This window comes from Mucilaginibacter sp. (assembly GCF_965201005.1).
Classification (GTDB): domain Bacteria; phylum Bacteroidota; class Bacteroidia; order Sphingobacteriales; family Sphingobacteriaceae; genus Mucilaginibacter_A.
Window position 1 is genome coordinate 2,249,993 of sequence record NZ_OZ241747.1, and the last position, 19,243, is coordinate 2,269,235.

A 19,243-nucleotide genomic window follows, 5' to 3' on the forward strand; every position below is an offset into this window, starting at 1 on the left:
CAAAATTTATGTATTCTATACAGCAACTGCAAAATATTATTGTCGAGGCCATTGACGGCAAAAAGTACCCGGCAGAACCGGCAGAACTTTACCAGCCTATGCAATATATGATGAACCTGGGCGGAAAACGGCTGCGTCCTGCCTTGTTGTTAATGGGTTGTGATGCTTTTGGCGGAGATATTTATCAGGCCATCAATCCTGCCATTGCCATTGAAGTGTTCCATAATTTCACGTTGATGCACGATGACATTATGGACAATGCACCGTTGCGCCGAGGTAAAACCACGGTTCACGAAAAGTGGAATTCCAGTGTTGGTATTCTTTCCGGCGATGCAATGCTGGTGGAAGGCTACAAGCTGATGATGCAGGTGGATGAAAAAGTTTTGCGGCCTGTTCTGGAAATTTTTAACGATACCGCCATTGCCGTTTGCGAAGGCCAGCAATTGGACATGAATTTTGAGCAGTTAAAAGAAGTACGCATTGAATCGTACCTCAACATGATCCGCTTAAAAACGGCCGTGGTTTTGGGCGGTGCTTTAAAAATCGGTGCTTTGATTGCCGGTGCCGAAAAACAGGATGCCGATCTGATTTATGCTTTCGGGGAAGATTTGGGGATTGCTTTCCAGTTGCAAGACGATATTTTGGATGTTTACGGCGATCCGGAAAAATTTGGCAAACAAGTTGGCGGCGACATTTTATCCAACAAAAAAACTTATTTGCTGATCAAAGCTTTGGAAACCGCAAATGAAAACCAGTTACAGGAATTGAATTCCTGGTTGCAGGCCACCAATTTTAACCCGGTAAAAAAAGTATCGGCTGTAAGAAACCTGTTTGATCAGATGGAAATCCGCGAAAAAGCAGAGCAGGAAATGAACCGGTATGCCCAACGGGCTTTGCAAAGCTTAAAAGATTTGCCTTTGGCGGAGATGCAGAAATCGCAGTTGTTTGAGTTTGCGGATATGTTGTTGGTTAGGGAAAATTGATGACTCCTTCTATTTCTTAAGATTAGGCAAACCTGTTTTACTTAAAACTTCATTAGCTTTTTTAAGTTTTTTAGGAAATAGAACTTTCCCTCTGAGCTGTTCTAGTTTTTTATCGAAAACAATAATTGGAACTTTTGATTGATTTAATTCTTCAATTTTCATAACGTAAAATTATTATCTTTTTTTGTTAATAAAAAGGCTTCATAATCCTCACCAACAACAAACTCCTCCCAATTTTCTTTTTTATTGTAACCATAAATTGTAAAGTCTTCTGAAATTTCAGCCAGATTATTTGTTATACCCATTCTATATAATCTTGTTCTTACAGATGTACTTCCTGTTGCTAAAATCCAGGCTTTTGGATACTTTTCTGTAAAAAGCATATACTGTAGAAGCTACTGTTGCTAAAACTTTTAAACTGTCCCCATTATTGGTTACCGTAAGATCGTTAATACTTTTTGTTGTTTCGTCATAATCGCCAAATCCAAGGTTGTAAACATTTTCTGTACTTGTTTCAGTGTATTCTACAACTTTTTTAAATAGTCCCTTTGATCCTTCACTTGTAGATTCATAAAATAAAAATTGCTCTTCTGAACGATACAAATATTTAGGATGCTTCATTAACAAATTATCCTGAATTTAAAATAATATTTCCAAAACTTTTATTACCTGCTCCTGCTGCACACCTTCAAAATCATCTAAAAAACAATCAATTAATTCTCCTGATTCCAAGTAATCAAAGAGGTTTTTAATAGGAACACGAGTTCCGAAAAAAACTGGTGTTCAACCTAATATTTCTGGATGGATATTGATAATGTGGTTTTCCATGGCTTAAATTTTATCTTCTGATTTTTACATTACTAAAAATTAAAAAAGTAGTAGGAAAGTTTATATATGTTCACATTTTATTCATTTAATAAATCTGACAAAGTTTTCCCATTATCAAGAACCCAATCAGAACGAGTACCAAAACCCCAGTCAAATTTTACATTTAAAGACAATTCTTGTGAAATAATTTTTCTTAGATTACTAAAGGAATAAGCCTCATTATCAATCGTTCTTTTTAAACATGTGGTATCAGTATTTATAATTTCTGCAAAAATTTGTGAATCAGTTTTAAGAAATCCTTTATCTAAAGCAGGTTTAAAATACACTTTATCACCAACTTTTAATTTTGACTGGTCAAATAATTCTTTTATAATTGACTTTGCTTTTTTACTTTTTTTGTTTTTGCTCTCTTTTACAATATTTTCTTCAGGCAAAATAAATGCTTGGGCAAAAAACTCTTTACCAGTAGAATCTTTAAAATAATTAAAATTTACTGCATTAATATCTACTGAATATTCATTAGAAAGATAATTAATAATCCTATTAGTTGAATCATCAATTTCAGAACCCACTATCAACATTTTTGGGTTTAATTTGATTTTTAATTCTTCAGCACTTTTATTAAATGTTACAGAAAAAAACTCTTTAATATCTTTTATTTCTGTTTTACTAAAATCACTAAAAATGTTGTTAAGGCCCTCGTAATCTAATTCTTTTACCCAAGTAGCATAATCCAAAACCTGAGCAATAATTTCTCGATATGTCTTGTCTCTTTTCAATTCAATTATAATAACCTCTCCTACAGAATTTATTGCAAGAATATCTATTATTTTTCTATAAGGAGTAACCACCTGCCGACCAATTATTGCCAAATCAGATGATAAAATTGAAATGTCATTAATTAGCCAATCTTCCAACCTTTTTTCGAAGTCCAAAGGTTGTTTATTAACTTGTTTGACTGTGTTTGCTTGAATTTCCCAAAGTTTTATCTGTTCCACCGTAATTTGAATTTCTTAAAAAAGATATACACTTAAATTATTATAACCCAAAAAGCCCTGACTCAATCTCTCAAGTCAGGGCTTTTTTAGGTGGTAAAAGAAGTATTATGCGGAAACCGCTTCTCCTTCGCCTTCCGTTTCTGTGGAGGCAATTACTTCATCAACCAAATTACCTTCCGGTGTTACAACTGTTGGGTTAACCTCAACCGTTTCGTTTAATTCAATTGGTTGTGTTGCTGCAGGCTGTGCAACATCAGCAGTTTCAAAAGGGATTACAGAAACGTAAGAACGGTTATCTGCTTTCTTTTTGAACATTACTTGGCCATCAACCATTGCAAATAATGTGTGATCTCTGCCAATACCTACATTTTTATCAGGGTTGTGTGGCGTACCGCGCTGGCGAACGATGATGTTACCGGCAATTGCCATCTGGCCACCAAATATTTTAATTCCTAAACGTTTGCTATGCGATTCGCGGCCGTTTCTGGAACTGCCCGCGCCTTTTTTATGTGCCATTTTTTTTAGTTTTTAGGGAACTGAAGCCAGTTCAAAGTTTTTAAATCAATTATAAAGTGATTCCGGTGATCTCGATTTTGGTGAATTGCTGGCGGTGGCCGTTTTTCTTTTTGTAGCCTTTACGACGTTTCTTTTTGAAAACGATAACTTTATCACCTTTTAAATGAGACACAATTTTAGCAGAAACACGAGCATTTTCCAAACCGCTGCCGATCGAGAAATTTCCTTCATTTTCTGCCAACAATACCTGGTCAAATTCAATACTAGCGCCTTCTTCTCCCTGCAAACGGTGCACAAAAAGCTTCTGGTCTTTGGCAACTTTAAATTGCTGTCCGGCTATACTTACTATTGCGTACATTGTTAAATAATTTTTTAAATGAGGCGCAAATATAGATAAAAATTTATGTTATAAAAACAGTATCGCCAGCTTATTTTGACCGGTCTTCTGCGTCGGCCAAACGTTGTTCAATTTCTTTGGCCAGCTGCATGGCCGCATCTTTTAAACGGATATCGCCATTATAAGCTTCATCGAATAAAACCTGCTTGGTTTTACGCTGATAATGAAAAGCAAAATAATAATGTGGCGATTTGTGCACGGTATCTTCCGTAGTGTTGGTTATTTCCTTCGGGAAATCCCAAAAGCCCAATCGTGCTGCTTTGCGGTGAAGGTATAGCAAATCATCTTTGTTAAGCAGTACTGTTTTTACCACTATAGAATCATGATCGTTCACGTATTGATATCGGCCCGTCCTGGAATCGTAAGTATTGTTCAGGTTCTGTCCTTCACCATATTTAAATTCCATGTATTGAAATTCTGAAAACTTGAACGGCGCATCACTGATCATCATCCCGTAGTAATAAACGCAGTAGATCATAAACGGAACAATAATGCTGAAAGCAAGGAATATTTTTTTATAACGATCGGTCATTTTTGCAGGATAATATTTCTGTTCAAAATTCGGCTTAAAAACTTGTTATGCAAAATTTTGATCGCTTTGATGCTGTTTTTATCAGGTAAAATCTTGAATTGTTTTTCTGAAAGTATTGTTTAAAGCAGATTTGAATTTCCTTTGGCGCAACATTATATCTATCAGGACCTAAGACAGCCTAAAGTGAAAAGCGGTGTGCGTGGCCAGACTTTTTACACAAAACAAGTTTTTTTTGGATAAAAGAAGCCTTTGATTTTTTTAACGATGCTTCTTTTACCTATCCAAAATCAAGCTTCCAACTCCCCTTCCCATTTGCTTACCACCGCCGTTGCCATGGCGTTTCCCAATACGTTGGTGGCAGAGCGGCCCATATCCAGCAGGGGGTCAATACCAATCAATAAAGCCAAACCTGCCTCGGGGATATTGAAACTGGCTATCGTTCCGGCAATTACAACTAAGGACGCACGCGGCACACCGGCAATGCCTTTACTGGTTAGCATCAGCACCAAAAGCATTGATAATTGCTGCTGAAAAGAAAGGTGAATATTGTAGGATTGCGCCAGAAAGAGCGAGGCAAAAGTCATGTACATCATTGAGCCGTCCAGGTTAAAAGAATAACCCAGCGGCAGCACAAAACTTACAATTTTATCTTTACAGCCAAATCTTTCCAGCTCAATCAAGGTGCGCGGATAAGCGGCCTCGCTGGTAGAAGTGCTAAAGGCAATCAGCATGGCATCTTTCAAATTGTTTACCAGTGTAAAAACGCGCTGTTTTAAAACGGTAAAGCCGGCCAGTACCAGCACCAGCCATAAAACCAGCAGCGCAAAATAAAATTCGCCGATAAAAACAGCATAAGTTGCAATTACGCTTAAACCCTGCTTGGCCACGATTGCGGTCATCGCCCCAAAAACGGCCAGCGGTGCCACATACATCACATAAGTGGTTATTTTGAGGATGACGTGCGCAATTGCATCCATCGCTTTGATAACTATTGCGCCCTTTTCGCCAATGGCGGCCGTTGCCACGCCGAAAAAAAGCGAAAACACCACAATCTGCAAAATCTCGTTATAGGCCATCGCTTCCACAAAACTTTTTGGGAAAACATGCGACAAAAAATCTTTTAAAGACAAAGCCGTTTTTTGGATGCCCGATTGCAAATGTTCGTCTGGTAAAATCAGGTGCATGGATTTTCCGGGCTGAAAAAAGTTGACCAAAATCATCCCCAGCAACAGCGAAACCAGCGTAGCACTGATAAACCAAAGCATTGTTTTGCCGCCAATGCGCCCAACGGCTTTAATATCGCCCACTTTGGCCACGCCAACCACTAAAGTTGTAAATACCAGCGGTGCCACGATCATCTTGATCAGCCTTAAAAAAATATCGCTCAAAACGGTAAAATATTCCAGCTTGCTTTCGCGGATAGCATCGTTTTCTTTGCGGATGGCGTTTTGTGCTGTTTTTTGGGTTTTCAAGTTCTGATAAGTGGCAGAACCGGTATCTTTTACGTCCAGCATTTGCACCTGGATGTTTATAAGCTGCTTTTCGGCCTGGTAAATACGGTTGTTGTAAGAACTGATGCTGGTAACGTTGTAAAAATAACCGGCCAAAACGCCGAAAATCAGTGCTAAAAAAATAAATAAAGTAAGTTTGCTTTTTGCCATTCAAAAAAAATTGTAAAAATCTAAAACTACAATTATTTAATGTTTTGCTGAAATATATTTGTGCCCATGAGCATTGCCTATCCAACAGCTGATTTAAAAAAAGAACTGCAGCATTTAAACGCTGCCGAAATTGCTGCGCTATGTTTGCGGATGGCGCGTTTTAAAAAAGAAAATAAAGAATTGCTAACCTATTTGCTGTTTAAGGCCGATGACCCGGAAGCGTTTGTGCAGCAATACAAGGAAGAAATGGACAAGCAGTTTAAACAACTTCCGGGCAAAAGTTTTCATGCCGTAAAAACACTTCGCAAAATTGCTTTGCTGATGAACAACCAAATTAAATATTCAGGTTTGGAAACGGTAAAGGTAGAACTGCTGCTTCATTTTTGCCATAATTATATTGAGCAGGTTTACTATCATTCTTCTTACAAACCCCTACACAACGTTTTTTACCGTTTTGCCGAAAAAACCAAAGCCGCCATCCAGAAAATGCAGGAAGATTTACAGTACGATTACGGCAATTTATACAACGAAATGCTGCAATATGCCGAAGAAGAAATCCATTGGTTTGAAAAGAAATCATTGCTGCTGTAACAAACCGATACTGTTTTTATCCTACTAAAAACAAGCTGCCACGACCGGTGAAAACTAAAGACAGTGCTTTTAAGGAAATTTACGAAGCGAACTCGAAACGCATCTATCGTTTGTGTTTTACTTACACGGCAGATGAAGCGGCGGCAAACGATTTGTTGCAGGAAACTTTTTTAAAAGTCTGGCAAAACCTGGATAAATTCCGCAACCAGTCCATGATTTCTACCTGGATTTACCGCATCGCCGTGAACACTTGTTTAACTTATTTAAAATCGGAAAAAAGGCAGGCCAAAGATGAGCTTACGCCATTTATTGAAGAGAACGAAAAGGAAGAAATTTCGGGCAAAAAAGAAGAAGTGGATTTGCTTTATAAATGTATTTCTAAACTGGAAGAATCTGAAAGACTGCTGATTACGATGGTTTTGGACGAGTTGCCTTATCCTGAAATTGCAGAAGTTTCGGGTATTTCTGAAGGGAATTTAAGAGTGAAAATCCATCGCATTAAACAAAAACTAACCGAGTTGTACAACCGTTATGAAAAACTTTGAGGAATTAAGCTCGCTGTGGATTGAACAACCCAAAGCCGGGCAAATACCTGTAGATACTTTGTTGAAACAGGTAAAAAAAGGCACAGCAGCCTTGAATCGCAAACTGCTGTGGAGCGTTGTGCTGATGGCCGCCACATTTATGTTTATGATCGTGCTGTTTTTGTTTTTCCTGTTCAATTCCTGGCTTACTTATGCCGGGATATTTATCACGATGAGCACGATTTTAATTTATGCGATCATGATGTTTCGGGATTACCGGCTGATTGCCTCGCATGACCCAACTACGGAAGTGAATGTTTATCTTGAAAACCTGAAAATCTACAAAACCAGCCGCGTAAGGGTTTACGGCAACATGTATTACATCTATACTTTTTTGATGAGTTTGGGCTTGAGCCTGTTTTTGATAGAAATATTAAAACCGGCAAAATTATGGTTTGAAATGTTGGCTTATGCCCTATTTTTCGGATGGATCATTTTCGTTACGTTTTATTGGAGAAAGCGCATCATCAAAACCGAACAGCAAAAAATCAGTGAAATTATTGAGCGATTGGAACGGCTGAAAATGCAGTTCAGGGATTGAACGTTCAAACACGGAAAGTGTATAAAACTTGCCCATGCTTCTTTTACCGGTACTTTTTTGTGATGCAATAATTCATTTTAAAATCAGTAACTGACCAAATTTATACCGGTAAAAACAGCATCAGCCTATCCGAAATTCCAGCGTTTTAAAGTATGTTTTATGTACAGTTGCGTTTCCTGGTAACCTAAAACGTAAATATCCCGAAAGTTGAAATCCAGGTATTTTTTAAGATACCAATATCCAACCAAGGCACCGGTAAGCACCGGAAACAAAGTTGCAACCGCTACGCCATACACGTTTTTAAAAATATAAATCCCGATAAAATCCGTAACGATATTGATGGCCAGCATCACCAAAACCTTTATAAAATTGATTTGCGGCTGATGGATCACATCTAAAGTTAAAGCCAGAAAACGATCTGCCGGATACAGCAAAGCAAACGTGATAAAGATGCGGAAAACGTTGGCCGCTTCGGTTCCGGCATATTGCTTGCCACCAATTATCAGGATGGCAAAATCTGCCAGAAAGTAAGCTGCAATAGCGCAGGGGACAAGCATTAAAGTAAGCGTGCCGGTGTATTTTTTCATCAGATAAATCACTTCACCTTTTTTGTTTTGATTGAACGCGACTGACATCACCGGCATCCCGATAGCGGCATAACTGCGCAACGGGATTTCTACCAGTTCCATCAGCTTTTGTCCCAGATTATAAATGGCCAGAGCAGCTGGCCCAAGCATAAAATTGATAATGAACGTATCAGAACTGCGGAACAAATTAGCACTTAAATTGGTGCCAACGCTGTATTTCCCGAAATGAAAAAGCTCTGAAATACAGCTTTTTGTCCGGTTTTTAAAGCTGCGGATGTTTGTCCAGCCTTTCGCAAAACAAACAAAACTGGCCGCAAGCTGCGTTGCCATATAAACGTAAATAATGGTATTTAAGTTATCGGATTTTAGAACGATGAGCAAAATCACCATCACAATAAACAAACCCTGATTTATCAAACGTAGAAAAAGCAATGCCCCAAAGTTTTGCCTTGCCTGCAATATGCAGTTGGCAATAAACACAGGCAAGGTGAAAATGAAATACAAGCTAAACCATTTGATAGATAGTTTTAATCCGATGTTATCAATATAATCCGTTAAAAACCAAAATGGTATATTGATTATCACAACAATAATTGTAAGTACCAAAGCGATGTACCAAACAGAACCGCAAACCTCCTGGGCACGAGCTGCAGTTGTGCCCGAAAAAAACTTGATAAAAGCAGTAACAATAAATCCGGATCGGATAGTGTCCAGCAAACCAATAACCGCCATAAAAAACACCCACAAACCCAGGCTTTCAAGCGTGAGTGATCGTGATAAAACTGCGTAGGTAACCATCCCCAGAACAGAAACAATGGCACTGCTGGCCAGTGATAAAAAGTAAATATTACTGAGTTTATTTATGATTGCCTGAACACGCATATTGTCTGAATGATTTTAGAATAGCAACTTACTGCTGCTTTTGCACGTATTAATCGGGATAAGTGCGTAATGCTTAAACGAGGCTTAATTTTTATAGTTGCAAACCAAACCGGGATCAAATCAAGTAAACAGCCATCAAAATAATTTAACATGCAGCTATTTAAGCTTCCGGGATGGATTGGCCCTCATCTGTATAAGGCCAAAAAATTTGCCGATCTTTCTGAAATTGAGCTTTCGGATTTGAAATCAAGAATCGCTGTTTTTTCTTCGGAAACGCCTGATGTATCGATAGTTATACCTGCATGGAACGAAGAAAACAACATTTTCAGGGCTGTATCTTCCATTGCGGCAAACCATACTTCTTTTAGGGTAGAAATTTTGGTGATCAACAACAATTCTACCGATGGTACACAAAAAGTTTTGGAAGAATTAGGTATCCGAAATTATTTTCAACCCGAACAGGGAATACCTTTTGCCCGGCAAATGGGACTGGACAAAGCCCGTGGCCAGTATCATCTTTGCGCAGATTGCGATACTTTTTATCCGCAAAACTGGATCAATCTTATGGTGAACCCGATGCAGCAGGATAAAAATATAAAAGGTGTTTATGGCCGTTATCGTTTTATTCCGCCAGAAGGAAAAAGCCGGTTTGGTTTGATGGTTTACGAACTAATAACCGGTATTTTGATCAGGATCAGGAAAAAAAACCAGGAATATCTGAACGTTTTAGGTTTTAATATGGGTTTTGTAACCGAAGCGGGCCGTAATCCAAACGGATTTATAGTGAACAATAGCCGAAAGTTTGACAATGCTGCCGGAAGCGATTATTTTGTGGAAGAAGCAGAAGACGGCCGCATGGCACTGCATTTAAAAAAACAAGGACGTTTAAAACTGATCACCAACGCCAAAGCAAGGGTTTATACATCACCCAGAAGGCTTTTGTATGATGGCGGGATTTTTAAAGCTTTCAAAAACCGCTTTAAATTGCACACCAAATCAATATCAGAATATTTAACCGGAAAAAACAAAACCTCTGCTTTACAAAATTAATTGCTGTACGCACGATGTATAATTTCAGTCAGGTTGCCTTATTGATCACACATTATAACCGAAGCCAGTCTTTAAAAAACTTACTTCAAACATTTAACAATCAAAAAGTTATGTTTGGAGAAATTGTTGTTTCAGACGATGGAAGCGAGCCCGGGCATTATCTTGAACTTGAAAAACTTCAAACTGAATTTAACTTCAGGCTGATTAAATCTTTTCAAAACAAAGGTTTGGGCAATAATATCAATAAAGGTCAGGATGCGGTTACCAAACCTTATACACTTTACATACAGGAAGATTTTGTGCCGAAACCTCCTTTTGCCAGCCATTTGCAAGAGGCTTTACAACTGATGGACAGCAATAATGAACTGGATTTGACCCGGTTTTATGCCTACTTTGCTTATCCTAAACTGCAACCTTACAAAAATGGTTTTTCTGAAATGATCTTCAGCCGGGCAACAGTCAATCACTTAAAATTTTATGTTTACAGTGATCATCCGCATTTGCGGAGAAGTTCGTTTTTTGAAAAATTTGGCCGTTACCCGGAAGGGATCAAAGGTGATTTAACAGAATACCAGATGGCAATCTCGTTTATTAAAAACAATGGTAAAGGCTTGTTTTACAATCAGTTTGATTCGCTTTTTGATCAATGCAATTCCTCCGCAGAACCCAGTACCATGAAACGCAGCCAATGGCGGCAAAGCAAAAATTTTATGGTCCAAACAGTTAGGGCAGTATATCTATATTTTAAATTGTTTAAAGGGCATTTTGATTTGATGTCGGCCAAACGAAATACTTCTTTTACCCGTATAAATTACAGCAATGGCGCAACATTTTCCTCAGGTAACGCTGCTCATAACGCATTATAACCGTAGTCGTTCGTTAATAAACCTGCTGACTGTTTTTCAGCAGCAATCTACTTTCGGCCATATCATTGTTTCTGACGACGGGAGTTTATCAAGCCATATCAAAGCTTTAAATGATTTCAAAAAAGATGTTGATTTTGAGTTGATTACTACCGAAAAAAACAGCGGTTTGGGCAACAATATCAACAAAGGACAGGATGCTGTAAAAACACCTTATACTTTATACGTACAGGAAGATTTTGAGCCGGATGCTTCTTTTAGCACCCATTTTTTGAACGCGCTGCAATTTATGGAGAAGGAGTGCGAGCTGGATATGGTCCGGTTTTACGCTTATCTGAAATATCCTTATTTAAAGCCTTATCAAAAAGGTTTTTCGCGTATGTTGATCAAGCCCTGGTACACTAACTACCGCAAAATTTATTATTACAGTGATCATCCGCATCTGCGCAGAAGTTCGTTTTTTAAAAAATTCGGACGTTATCAAGAAGGTTTAAAAGGCGACCGTACGGAATATAAAATGTGCGTATCTTTCATCAAAAACAACGGAAAAGCCCTATTTTACGATGATTATAAAGCTCTGTTTACACAGGTAAATTCTGCTGATGAACCCAGTACCATGACGCGTAACAGCTTAACCAACAGCAACAATCCGGTTATTGCAGTTACGCGCTACTTTTACCGGCAATTAAAATACAACTTTGATTTATTGTTTTAAACTGATGAAAAAGGTATCAAACAGAAAAAGGCTTTTTAAGAAGCCTTTTTCTGTTTGATAAAACTATGGTTTTGAAGTGCCATTGGTTGTACCGGCCCCAGTTGGCGTGGTGGATCCTGTACCCGTCATGCCCGGGCCGTTGCCGCTGGTGCCCGTGCCATTTGTGCCGGTAGTGCCAGTTGCGGTGCCATTGTTGCCGGTGTTGGACGTGCCATTTCCGGTCCCGGCCCCGTTTGCTACTCCCGTTCCGGTTGTGGCACCTCCAGTGTTGGTTCCGCTGCCACCTGTGCTGGTGCCTGTTCCGCTGGCAGAACCTGTACCTGTTGTAGTGTTGCCCATACCGGTAGAAGTTGTATCGGTGGACATTTGACCAGAAGTTTTTCCGGCAGAATCCTGGTCGCTGCCGGCTTGCTTGTTGGAGTTGCAGGCTGCTACTGAAAATGACACAGTTGCCGCCAGCATAATTAAATTAGTTTTTTTCATCACAATTAAAATTAGTTGATAGCTAAACACCCTGATGTTTTTAAAGTTTAAAAAATATCCGATAAAACAGTATTGCAAAAAAAAGCCTGCACTTTTCAGCGCAAGCCTTTTCATCAAACTAAACCAACTAAAAACTTATCTTTATTAAGCTACAGCAATTGCTCTCGACTGTAGTTTTGCTTCTTCTTTTTTAGCAATAGTAAGTTTTAATATACCATCAAAATAAGCAGCATCAATTTTTTGGTGATCTATGCTCTCCGGCAGGTTAAAAGACCGGGTAAAAGAAGCATAACCAAATTCGCGTTTGCTGAATTTTTTACCTTCTTCGGTTTTCTCGTCTTTGTTTTCTGCGGAAATGATCAGTACGTTTTTCTCTAAGTTGATCTTAAAATCTTCTTTTTTCAAACCCGGTGCGGCAAGTTCAATCTGGAAATCTGCATCGGTTTCGGCAATGTTTACGGCCGGAACATGGCTTGGCATACGGTCTGTTAAATGTTCGTCGTTATAAACTGATTCAAACACATTATTAAACCAGGGGTTTACAAAAGATGGTTTTTGGGCTGGATTAAATTTTACAAGTGTCATATCGTTTTTGCTTTTATTTTTATTTATTTTATGGTTGATTACATTTATACAATCCTTATACCATCAGCATAAAAACTATTTTTTACCGACAAACTGTCACCAATTATATTTTTAATAAGACATATTGACTTAAAATGAACGAAATTCCATCAAATTACAAATTTAAAACGCCGATTTACATCCGTTTTTCGGATCTGGACGGCTTTGGACATGTGAACAATGCCGTTTATCTTACTTATTTTGAAATTGCCCGTACCAACTATTGGAAACAGATTATTGAATGGGATTGGAAAGAAACCAATATTATTTTAGGCCGATCAGAAATAAATTACCTGAAACCTTTAAAACTTTATGATCAGATTTTTTGCTACGTCCGCACCTCGCGCATTGGCAACAGCAGTTTTGATATTGATTACATCATCACCAAAATAGAAGAAAACGGACATGAAGTAATCTGTACCACCGGCCAAACGGTTTGTATCCATTATGATTACAAAGCGTATAAATCAATCCCGATCCCGGAAGTAGAACAAAAAAAGATGATGGGTTTTGAAGGGTTTAAACCCCGCGGCTAAATCATCTTCTGCTACATTTGTACGGGAATGATAATTCTTTCTGTACGAACTTATGATGACATACTGTTTTTATGCCCATAAAAAAGGTAAAGCCTATCGCTGTGTTTTATGGCTGATCGGCTTTACTTTTTTTGTTTCGGGATTTGCCTCGGCACAAAACAAAAAGAAGGTTACTGCCGAAAATGATTCGCTGAAAATGGCCTTGAATTATCAGGATTCCTTGCTGCACCGGGCAAAAAAATCTGATACTTCCATCAACAGTCTTTTAGATAAGATTGAATATTATACCGCTTCCTATAATCAAATCAATGGTGTTTTGTCAAAAGGGATTGACACCAACACCATTAGCGATGGCTTGCCGAGGATGGAACGCGGCATCAGGATTGTGCGCGAAACGGTAAACAACAACGATAAATCAAGCACGCTGCGCTACCTGTATGCAGTTCGCGATATTTTAACCCGTATTGAAGACCGTTTGGAAGATTGGCAGGACAAACTTTCGCAGCGCAATGCCAGATTGGTAAAAACGCAGGCTCGGATTTCAGAATTTAAGCGGGACCCGACGCTTAATTTTATCCCCTCGGAAAGTATCCTGCAAAAACAGTATCTGCAACAGCTAAGTAATTTAAACAGCAAATTTGCAAAGCTCGAATCCATCAACCGGACTAAATTGCTAAACCTGGGTTTGCTGCAAAACCGGGTTGTGCAAAATTATATTCGTGTTAATGATTACAAAAACCAGATCAACGATATCCTGAACAAGTTTGCAGAACGTTCCATCAGCAAAGAATATCCTTACATCTGGCAGGCAAAACCTGCAGATTATCCAAATTCATTTGCCGTTGCCTGGGCTGCAACGGTAGCGATGAACCATCGTTTGCTTAGCTATTTTATCATCAGCAACTGGACTATTCATCTTTCCGGCATACTGTTTTTAGCGGCATTTTTTTATTGGGTTTACAGAAGTCTGAAAAAAATCAGGGAGAGTAATACAGAATCCGGGATAATATTAAAAAAAGCTGATTTTGTCCCGGCTCATCCTTTTATATCTTCCTTACTGGTGGCAAGCATCATTACGCTGTTTTTTTATGATCATCCGCCTGCTATTTTTGTAGAGATCATCATGTTTGTGATGCTGGTTTGTACGGGCATCTTAATTAAAACCTTCTGGCCGAAAAACCTATACCAATACTGGCTGCCGGTTATTGTGTTGACTTCGGTTTACGATGTAAGCAATTTGTTTATCAAAGTAAGTTATGCAGACAGGATCACGGTTTCTATATTAAGTGTTTCGTGCCTGATAATCGGTTTTTCTTTCATGAAATCCCTTAAAAAAAGCGGACTGGTTCTTCCTGGCGCATACTTTTTGTTGCTGCGCGTTTTTATGGCCATGCAATTGATTTCTTTATTGCTGAATTTTGCGGGCAGGTTTAGCATTGCCAAAATGCTGGGTTACACGGCTTTGTCCGGTTTGTGGGAAACCGTTAGTTTATACGTTTTTGTGCGGATTGTGATGGAAGCTATCTTTTTACAGTTAGAAAGCGGGAAAACTTCTGACGAAACGCCATCTTACTTTGATTATGCAACTTTAAAAACACGGATGCAAAACGTGTTGAACGTAGTTGCCGTTATTTTCTGGCTGATCTGGGTTGCGCAAAACTTTAACATCATTGATTTCCTGGTTGATTTATCTACCGGTTTGTTAAGCCAGGAACATACCATCGGCGATACAAAATTCACTTTTGGCAATGTACTTTTGTTCATCATTATTATCTGGATTGCCTCGGCATTGTCCAAAACCATCACTTACTTTTTTGAATTTGCCGATCAACATGCTGTTTCTGCCACCCGAAAAAACAAGCTCAGTTCTTCTATTTTGCTGGTAAAACTCAGCATTTTTGGTTCTGGTTTTTTGCTGGCCATTATAGCTTCCAGCGTTCCGATAGAAAAAATAAATATTATCATCGGCGCACTGAGTGTCGGCATCGGTTTTGGCTTGCAAACCATCGTCAACAATTTGGTTTCCGGGGTGATATTGGCCTTTGAAAAACCGGTTCAGATTGGTGATATTATTGAAGTTGGCGGCCATTCAGGGGCGATCAGGGAAATGGGCATCCGCGCCAGCAAAATCGCCACCGCGGATGGTTCCGAGATCATCATCCCGAACGGCGATCTGCTTTCTCAGCACTTAATCAACTGGACTTTAAGCAACAATAACCGCCGTGTAGAACTAATTGTGGGCGTAGCTTACGGTTCTGAACTGGATAAAGTGCGCAAACTGCTTTATCATTTAGTGATGGACCGCGAATACATAATGAAAACACCGGCACCGATGGTGCTAATCCATAATTTTAGCGACAATTCAGTGGATTTCAGGATTTTGTTTTGGGTAGAAGATCTGACCAAATGGCTGGAACTAAAAAGCCGTTTGATGAGTGATATCTATGAAACTTTTTACCTTGAAAAAATTGAAATCCCATTTCCGCAGCGCGATGTACACTTGTATTATCCCGAAGGAAAACCCGAAAAATAGGTGGTAAAAGAAGCATTGTTATAAAATTTTTATTTATGGCGATGCTTCTTTTTACCGGATAAAATTAGTCGGCCTCCGACTCAACTTTCATTTCTTTGGTGTTAAAACGCCTGATGATTAACCTGTTGGCCCCATTATAAGTTATATAACTTGATGCCCAGCTTAAAAATATGATCAAACGGTTTGTAAATCCAACCAGCGACATCAGGTGCACAAATATCCAGATTACCCAGGCAATAAAACCTTTTAAATGGATTTTGCCCAAATCTGCCACAGCCTTGTTTCTGCCGATGGTTGCCAGCGTGCCTTTATCTTTGTAAACAAAGGGTTTGGCAGCTTCGTTTTTTGTTAACCTCATTAAGTTTTTTGCCAGATGCTGCCCCTGCTGTATGGCAACGGGTGCAACGCCGGGATGCCCCTGCGGATACTCCAGCGAAATCATGGCGGCAGCATCACCAATAACGTAAACATTCCGGTGGTCATGCACTTTATTGGTGTGATCTACCTGCACACGGTTGCTTTTTGTAAGTGCCCCGGCCGAAAAGCCCGCAGGCACTTTCCCCATAACACCGGCGGCCCAAATTACGTTTTTGGTGTGGATATTGGTGCCGTTGTCAATCATCAACAGTTCGCCATCGTAACTTTTTACATGCACATCGTTGTAAATTTCCACGCCCATGTCCAGCAGATTCTGTTTGGCATTAACAGAAGCTTCGGTTGACATGGCCGCCAACAACTCCTTTTTTCCTTCTACAAGATACACTTTCATGTTGGCATCTTTCTGCTCCGGATAATCTTTGTGCAGTACGTGGTTCTTAAATTCGGCAATCGCACCGGAAAGTTCTACACCTGTCGGGCCGCCGCCCACGATCACAAAATTTAACAAGGCTTGCTTTTTTTCCAGGTCTTTTTCTAAAAAGGCAACTTCCAGGTTTTGCAAAATCATGCTGCGGATGTTCAGTGCTTCGGTTACGTTTTTCATCGGCATGGCATAATGCTCAATTTCTTTATTGCCGAAAAAATTAGTGTCGGAACCGGTTGCCAGCACTAAATAATCATAACTGATGTCGCCATCCGTAGTGCTGATGGTATTGCTTGCCGAATTAATTTCGGTAACATTGGTATAAACAAAAGTTACATTAGCCTGATTATGAAAGATTTTACGCAGCGGAAAAACAATTGATTCTGCCTGCAAGCTACCGGTTGCAACCTGATAAAGCAGCGGCTGAAAAATATGATAATTGTGCCTGTCGATCAGCAGCACTTCGCCATCAAACTTTTTTAATGCTTTGGCCAGTTTTAATCCGCCAAAGCCACCGCCCACAATTACTATTCTCGGATGTTTTGTAATTTCGTTTAAACGCATAAGTATTATATTTTGCAGCTTTATATTTGTTGTTGCCGCAATGCTTCTTTTACAACCTGTTTTTATTGCTGTAATTCTGTTTGTAAACTTATAGATAAGCCAGATGTTTGTAATATATTAATTTGAAATGCTTAACCCGTAATTTATTCAATACAAAGAAATTAAAATTTAGGTTCAAACATAATAATCTCAAATAGGTTAAAGCCTAATCATCGTTTTTATGTACTCAGTTTAAATTTAAAATAATGAGCATACCAAAATTCACCCTTTTTGAACATCGTTTGGAAGAAAAATACAAAAAAGTCATTTTCCAGCTTCCGGATATGATCAAAGCTTTAAAACTTTCCAATAGTCTGGATGACGGCAAACTGACCAAAATCAAAAAAGATATTTTCGACGATCTTTATAAAGGTTTTGATTTGGGCGATTTTGACATTAAATCTTCCGACATCAGCGTACAGAATCAGGAATTTAATTTTGATAAAACCGTTGCCGGCGAAGTTTTGAACCGTGATTTGCACAGCACGCACGGCAGCGATTACATCACTTTATATTATGCCATTTATACCGTGCCGTATTCCGGCAAAATCGATGCTTTAAAATACACCACAATCTATCCCAAAGAAGAAATATATCTGACAGACCACAGCGATTACTTCTCGCTGACTGTTTATTCCATCACACCTGTTGATCAATCTGCGGATGTGATCAAAGCCGAGAAAAACAGGATTTTGGATATGATCGAAAAAAACCAGGAAGCGAACGAGAACTTTATCGAATCTAAAAAAGAGGCTTTAAAAGATGCCATTGACAAGGAAGTTGATTTTCATTTTAAATCCGGCCGCGGCGAAATCAGTGACAACAGTTTGTTGTTATAACCAAACTAAAAATTAAGATCATGAAAAATTTTGAAACACTATTGGATGCCTTAAATGATTTAATATCAAGAGGTTATACAGAAGACTTTAACGTGGACGAGGATATGATGCAAGACCGCGAAAAAAATATCAAAATGACGGTCGATGAGTTTGAAATCGATGAATTTTATCGTTTTGAAGGCGAAAGTAACCCGGCAGATATGTCGATTTTATATGGTATTTCTTCAGAAAAGTATAATTTAAAAGGAACGCTGGTGAGTGCTTATGGTACTTATTCCAGCAACCAAAACGCGGCCATCGATGCCAAACTTAACCACAATCAGGTCAATAAAAACCTATAAACCAACTATATTTACAAAAACCCGGGTGCGGCGCAAATACAGGCGAAGTACCCGGGTTTTTTTATAACAGGGTATTTTCCCATTTTTATCCCCATAAAAACAGCATGAACATTAAAGCCTGCCTATTTGACCTCGACGGCGTAATTGTAGATACAGCCGTATATCACTTTAAATCCTGGAAACGTTTGGCCGATGAGCTGGGCATCAACTTTACCGAGCACGATAATGAACGGCTAAAAGGCGTGAGCCGGATGCGCTCGCTGGATATCATCCTGGAAATTGGCAACGTAACCAAAACTGCTGCGGAAAAAGAAGCACTTGCCGCACGCAAAAACGATTGGTACACCGAAATGATCAATAAAATGAAACCGGAAGAAGTGCTGCCCGGTGCGCGCGAATTTTTAGATTTGGTAAGAAAAGCAGGCATAAAAACAGCATTAGGTTCGGCCAGTAAAAATTCAGGGATTATTTTAGAAAAAACTGGTTTAACGCATTACTTTGATGCTATTATTGATGGCAACCACGTATCAAAAGCCAAGCCCGATCCGGAAGTATTTTTAAAAGGTGCCGAAGCCGTAAATACACAACCTGCTGATTGTGTGGTTTTTGAAGATGCCATTGCCGGTGTGGAAGCTGCTTTGGCCGGCGGCATGAAAGTAGTCGGGATCGGTTCTCCGGCGATATTGACCAAGGCCAACCTGGTGGTTTCCGGTTTGGATAAAATGAACCTCGACAAATTAAATACCTTATAAAA

At 39.1% G+C, this 19,243-nt stretch carries 24 protein-coding genes and 1 pseudogene; 12 read left to right on the forward strand and 13 right to left on the reverse strand.

The window, feature by feature from the left end; all coding sequences use genetic code 11:
- The first annotated feature begins 8 nt into the window (after positions 1-8).
- Positions 9-983 carry a polyprenyl synthetase family protein gene (locus ACOFKR_RS10375; protein ID WP_419800731.1) on the forward strand — a complete coding sequence of 325 codons (975 nt, stop codon included), beginning with the start codon at positions 9-11 and terminating at the stop codon, positions 981-983.
- Positions 984-992: 9 nt separating this feature from the next.
- Here ACOFKR_RS10375 and ACOFKR_RS10380 read toward each other — a convergent pair whose 3' ends face one another.
- From ACOFKR_RS10380 to ACOFKR_RS10420, 9 genes and pseudogenes are all read right to left on the reverse strand, one after another.
- Positions 993-1,145 carry a hypothetical protein gene (locus ACOFKR_RS10380; protein ID WP_419800732.1) on the reverse strand — a complete coding sequence of 51 codons (153 nt, stop codon included), beginning with the start codon at positions 1,143-1,145 and terminating at the stop codon, positions 993-995.
- Positions 1,142-1,366 carry a DUF6934 family protein gene (locus ACOFKR_RS10385; RefSeq protein WP_419800733.1) on the reverse strand — a complete coding sequence of 75 codons (225 nt, stop codon included), beginning with the start codon at positions 1,364-1,366 and terminating at the stop codon, positions 1,142-1,144. The genes ACOFKR_RS10380 and ACOFKR_RS10385 overlap by 4 nt, the downstream gene beginning before the upstream one ends.
- Positions 1,290-1,604 carry a DUF6934 family protein gene (locus tag ACOFKR_RS10390; protein WP_419800734.1) on the reverse strand — a complete coding sequence of 105 codons (315 nt, stop codon included), beginning with the start codon at positions 1,602-1,604 and terminating at the stop codon, positions 1,290-1,292. Before ACOFKR_RS10390 ends, ACOFKR_RS10385 begins: the two co-directional genes overlap by 77 nt.
- Before the next feature lie 18 nt (positions 1,605-1,622).
- Positions 1,623-1,754: pseudogene (locus ACOFKR_RS10395) on the reverse strand (DUF433 domain-containing protein); the annotation flags it as partial.
- Positions 1,755-1,888: 134 nt separating this feature from the next.
- A complete protein-coding gene (locus ACOFKR_RS10400) occupies positions 1,889-2,809 on the reverse strand; it encodes a hypothetical protein (protein ID WP_419800735.1) in 921 nt (306 codons plus the stop codon).
- A gap of 105 nt (positions 2,810-2,914) precedes the next feature.
- Positions 2,915-3,325 carry a 50S ribosomal protein L27 gene (gene rpmA, locus ACOFKR_RS10405; protein WP_419800736.1) on the reverse strand — a complete coding sequence of 137 codons (411 nt, stop codon included), beginning with the start codon at positions 3,323-3,325 and terminating at the stop codon, positions 2,915-2,917.
- Positions 3,326-3,374: 49 nt separating this feature from the next.
- On the reverse strand, positions 3,375-3,683 hold the full coding sequence (gene rplU, locus ACOFKR_RS10410; protein WP_174288451.1) for a 50S ribosomal protein L21: 309 nt from the start codon (positions 3,681-3,683) through the stop codon (positions 3,375-3,377).
- 70 nt (positions 3,684-3,753) lie between these two features.
- The gene (locus ACOFKR_RS10415) at positions 3,754-4,254 is read right to left on the reverse strand and encodes a hypothetical protein (protein WP_419800737.1); all 501 of its coding nucleotides are present in this window, start codon (positions 4,252-4,254) and stop codon (positions 3,754-3,756) included.
- 287 nt (positions 4,255-4,541) lie between these two features.
- Positions 4,542-5,915 carry a dicarboxylate/amino acid:cation symporter gene (locus ACOFKR_RS10420; RefSeq protein WP_419800738.1) on the reverse strand — a complete coding sequence of 458 codons (1,374 nt, stop codon included), beginning with the start codon at positions 5,913-5,915 and terminating at the stop codon, positions 4,542-4,544.
- Positions 5,916-5,981: 66 nt separating this feature from the next.
- Between ACOFKR_RS10420 and ACOFKR_RS10425 the strand changes: the two genes are divergently transcribed.
- From ACOFKR_RS10425 to ACOFKR_RS10435, 3 genes are read left to right on the forward strand one after another with little or no spacing between them, the layout of a single operon-like run.
- On the forward strand, positions 5,982-6,506 hold the full coding sequence (locus tag ACOFKR_RS10425) for a hypothetical protein (protein ID WP_419800739.1): 525 nt from the start codon (positions 5,982-5,984) through the stop codon (positions 6,504-6,506).
- Positions 6,507-6,553: 47 nt separating this feature from the next.
- Complete coding sequence (locus tag ACOFKR_RS10430; RefSeq protein ID WP_419800740.1) at positions 6,554-7,051, forward strand: RNA polymerase sigma factor; 498 nt, start codon at positions 6,554-6,556, stop codon at positions 7,049-7,051.
- The gene (locus ACOFKR_RS10435; RefSeq protein WP_419800741.1) at positions 7,038-7,631 is read left to right on the forward strand and encodes a hypothetical protein; all 594 of its coding nucleotides are present in this window, start codon (positions 7,038-7,040) and stop codon (positions 7,629-7,631) included. Before ACOFKR_RS10430 ends, ACOFKR_RS10435 begins: the two co-directional genes overlap by 14 nt.
- Positions 7,632-7,756: 125 nt before the next feature.
- On the opposite strand, the gene ACOFKR_RS10440 is transcribed toward ACOFKR_RS10435, so the two are convergent.
- Positions 7,757-9,100, reverse strand: coding sequence for an oligosaccharide flippase family protein (locus ACOFKR_RS10440; protein WP_419800742.1), 1,344 nt, complete (start codon positions 9,098-9,100; stop codon positions 7,757-7,759).
- A gap of 150 nt (positions 9,101-9,250) precedes the next feature.
- Here ACOFKR_RS10440 and ACOFKR_RS10445 point away from each other — a divergent pair, with 150 nt between their 5' ends.
- From ACOFKR_RS10445 to ACOFKR_RS10455, 3 genes are read left to right on the forward strand one after another with little or no spacing between them, the layout of a single operon-like run.
- Positions 9,251-10,150, forward strand: a complete 900-nt coding sequence (locus ACOFKR_RS10445) for a glycosyltransferase family 2 protein (RefSeq protein ID WP_419800743.1) — start codon at positions 9,251-9,253, stop codon at positions 10,148-10,150.
- A gap of 14 nt (positions 10,151-10,164) precedes the next feature.
- The gene (locus tag ACOFKR_RS10450; protein WP_419800744.1) at positions 10,165-11,016 is read left to right on the forward strand and encodes a glycosyltransferase; all 852 of its coding nucleotides are present in this window, start codon (positions 10,165-10,167) and stop codon (positions 11,014-11,016) included.
- Positions 10,970-11,728, forward strand: a complete 759-nt coding sequence (locus ACOFKR_RS10455) for a glycosyltransferase (RefSeq protein ID WP_419800745.1) — start codon at positions 10,970-10,972, stop codon at positions 11,726-11,728. The genes ACOFKR_RS10450 and ACOFKR_RS10455 overlap by 47 nt, the downstream gene beginning before the upstream one ends.
- Positions 11,729-11,791: 63 nt before the next feature.
- Here the strand turns inward: ACOFKR_RS10455 and ACOFKR_RS10460 are convergent, their stop codons facing one another.
- Positions 11,792-12,211, reverse strand: a complete 420-nt coding sequence (locus ACOFKR_RS10460) for a hypothetical protein (RefSeq protein WP_419800746.1) — start codon at positions 12,209-12,211, stop codon at positions 11,792-11,794.
- 144 nt (positions 12,212-12,355) lie between these two features.
- Positions 12,356-12,796: an Hsp20/alpha crystallin family protein gene (locus ACOFKR_RS10465; protein ID WP_419800747.1), complete on the reverse strand. Its 441-nt coding sequence runs from the start codon at positions 12,794-12,796 to the stop codon at positions 12,356-12,358.
- A 134-nt stretch (positions 12,797-12,930) separates the two neighbouring features.
- Here ACOFKR_RS10465 and ACOFKR_RS10470 point away from each other — a divergent pair, with 134 nt between their 5' ends.
- The gene (locus ACOFKR_RS10470; protein ID WP_419800748.1) at positions 12,931-13,371 is read left to right on the forward strand and encodes an acyl-CoA thioesterase; all 441 of its coding nucleotides are present in this window, start codon (positions 12,931-12,933) and stop codon (positions 13,369-13,371) included.
- Between the two features lie 52 nt (positions 13,372-13,423).
- Positions 13,424-15,904, forward strand: coding sequence for a mechanosensitive ion channel family protein (locus ACOFKR_RS10475; protein ID WP_419800749.1), 2,481 nt, complete (start codon positions 13,424-13,426; stop codon positions 15,902-15,904).
- Positions 15,905-15,968: 64 nt separating this feature from the next.
- On the opposite strand, the gene ACOFKR_RS10480 is transcribed toward ACOFKR_RS10475, so the two are convergent.
- Positions 15,969-17,270 (reverse strand): NAD(P)/FAD-dependent oxidoreductase, encoded by a 1,302-nt coding sequence (locus ACOFKR_RS10480; RefSeq protein WP_419800750.1) that lies wholly within the window; start codon positions 17,268-17,270, stop codon positions 15,969-15,971.
- Positions 17,271-17,515: 245 nt separating this feature from the next.
- Here ACOFKR_RS10480 and ACOFKR_RS10485 point away from each other — a divergent pair, with 245 nt between their 5' ends.
- The 3 genes from ACOFKR_RS10485 to pgmB all read left to right on the forward strand — a co-directional run bounded on the left by ACOFKR_RS10485 (position 17,516) and on the right by pgmB (position 19,241).
- Positions 17,516-18,148, forward strand: a complete 633-nt coding sequence (locus tag ACOFKR_RS10485; protein WP_419800751.1) for a hypothetical protein — start codon at positions 17,516-17,518, stop codon at positions 18,146-18,148.
- A gap of 20 nt (positions 18,149-18,168) precedes the next feature.
- Positions 18,169-18,489 carry a phosphoribosylpyrophosphate synthetase gene (locus tag ACOFKR_RS10490; protein WP_419800752.1) on the forward strand — a complete coding sequence of 107 codons (321 nt, stop codon included), beginning with the start codon at positions 18,169-18,171 and terminating at the stop codon, positions 18,487-18,489.
- A gap of 104 nt (positions 18,490-18,593) precedes the next feature.
- The gene (pgmB, locus tag ACOFKR_RS10495; protein WP_419800753.1) at positions 18,594-19,241 is read left to right on the forward strand and encodes a beta-phosphoglucomutase; all 648 of its coding nucleotides are present in this window, start codon (positions 18,594-18,596) and stop codon (positions 19,239-19,241) included.
- The last annotated feature ends 2 nt before the right edge of the window (positions 19,242-19,243 follow it).

Bases quoted from the DNA above. Each gene is read 5' to 3' on its own strand.
- ACOFKR_RS10445 (WP_419800743.1), top strand. From the start codon at position 9,251: ATGCAGCTATTTAAGCTTCCGGGATGGATTGGCCCTCATCTGTATAAG.
- ACOFKR_RS10420 (WP_419800738.1), bottom strand. From the start codon at position 5,915: ATGGCAAAAAGCAAACTTACTTTATTTATTTTTTTAGCACTGATTTTC.
- ACOFKR_RS10485 (WP_419800751.1), top strand. From the start codon at position 17,516: ATGAGCATACCAAAATTCACCCTTTTTGAACATCGTTTGGAAGAAAAA.
- ACOFKR_RS10455 (WP_419800745.1), top strand. From the start codon at position 10,970: ATGGCGCAACATTTTCCTCAGGTAACGCTGCTCATAACGCATTATAAC.
- ACOFKR_RS10425 (WP_419800739.1), top strand. From the start codon at position 5,982: ATGAGCATTGCCTATCCAACAGCTGATTTAAAAAAAGAACTGCAGCAT.
- ACOFKR_RS10450 (WP_419800744.1), top strand. From the start codon at position 10,165: ATGTATAATTTCAGTCAGGTTGCCTTATTGATCACACATTATAACCGA.
- ACOFKR_RS10385 (WP_419800733.1), bottom strand. From the start codon at position 1,366: ATGCTTTTTACAGAAAAGTATCCAAAAGCCTGGATTTTAGCAACAGGA.
- ACOFKR_RS10490 (WP_419800752.1), top strand. From the start codon at position 18,169: ATGAAAAATTTTGAAACACTATTGGATGCCTTAAATGATTTAATATCA.
- rpmA (WP_419800736.1), bottom strand. From the start codon at position 3,325: ATGGCACATAAAAAAGGCGCGGGCAGTTCCAGAAACGGCCGCGAATCG.
- pgmB (WP_419800753.1), top strand. From the start codon at position 18,594: ATGAACATTAAAGCCTGCCTATTTGACCTCGACGGCGTAATTGTAGAT.
- ACOFKR_RS10440 (WP_419800742.1), bottom strand. From the start codon at position 9,100: ATGCGTGTTCAGGCAATCATAAATAAACTCAGTAATATTTACTTTTTA.
- ACOFKR_RS10415 (WP_419800737.1), bottom strand. From the start codon at position 4,254: ATGACCGATCGTTATAAAAAAATATTCCTTGCTTTCAGCATTATTGTT.
- ACOFKR_RS10435 (WP_419800741.1), top strand. From the start codon at position 7,038: ATGAAAAACTTTGAGGAATTAAGCTCGCTGTGGATTGAACAACCCAAA.
- ACOFKR_RS10375 (WP_419800731.1), top strand. From the start codon at position 9: ATGTATTCTATACAGCAACTGCAAAATATTATTGTCGAGGCCATTGAC.
- rplU (WP_174288451.1), bottom strand. From the start codon at position 3,683: ATGTACGCAATAGTAAGTATAGCCGGACAGCAATTTAAAGTTGCCAAA.
- ACOFKR_RS10390 (WP_419800734.1), bottom strand. From the start codon at position 1,604: ATGAAGCATCCTAAATATTTGTATCGTTCAGAAGAGCAATTTTTATTT.
- ACOFKR_RS10470 (WP_419800748.1), top strand. From the start codon at position 12,931: ATGAACGAAATTCCATCAAATTACAAATTTAAAACGCCGATTTACATC.
- ACOFKR_RS10460 (WP_419800746.1), bottom strand. From the start codon at position 12,211: ATGAAAAAAACTAATTTAATTATGCTGGCGGCAACTGTGTCATTTTCA.
- ACOFKR_RS10465 (WP_419800747.1), bottom strand. From the start codon at position 12,796: ATGACACTTGTAAAATTTAATCCAGCCCAAAAACCATCTTTTGTAAAC.
- ACOFKR_RS10380 (WP_419800732.1), bottom strand. From the start codon at position 1,145: ATGAAAATTGAAGAATTAAATCAATCAAAAGTTCCAATTATTGTTTTC.
- ACOFKR_RS10480 (WP_419800750.1), bottom strand. From the start codon at position 17,270: ATGCGTTTAAACGAAATTACAAAACATCCGAGAATAGTAATTGTGGGC.
- ACOFKR_RS10475 (WP_419800749.1), top strand. From the start codon at position 13,424: ATGATGACATACTGTTTTTATGCCCATAAAAAAGGTAAAGCCTATCGC.